The 255-nt window shown below is 57.6% G+C and carries 1 pseudogene; it reads right to left on the reverse strand.

The annotated features are described in order from the left end of the window. A pseudogene (locus tag AB4Y32_RS40615) lies at positions 1–255 on the reverse strand (integrase core domain-containing protein); the annotation flags it as partial.

The following is a 255-nucleotide window of genomic DNA, read 5'->3' on the forward strand; positions in this document are numbered from 1 at the left end:
CCGAGTACACCATTCGTAAGTTAGTGAGCTCGTCGGTTTTCGGTTGATGCAGTTGCCGGAATTGGTCCGGCACCAGTTGCCCCAGGGCACTATGCGGGCGCACCGAGTTGTAGTCCGTGCGCCACGCTTCGACTCGCTTGCGTGCATCGTCGAGACTGACGAACGCATGCTGGTTCAAACATTCTTCGCGCAGTCGGCCGTTAAAACTTTCGATGTGCGCGTTTCCACCGGCTTACCTGGGCGGATGAACTGCAG

Origin of the sequence: Paraburkholderia phymatum, from assembly GCF_040965635.1 — a bacterium.
GTDB lineage: Bacteria > Pseudomonadota > Gammaproteobacteria > Burkholderiales > Burkholderiaceae > Paraburkholderia > Paraburkholderia phymatum_B.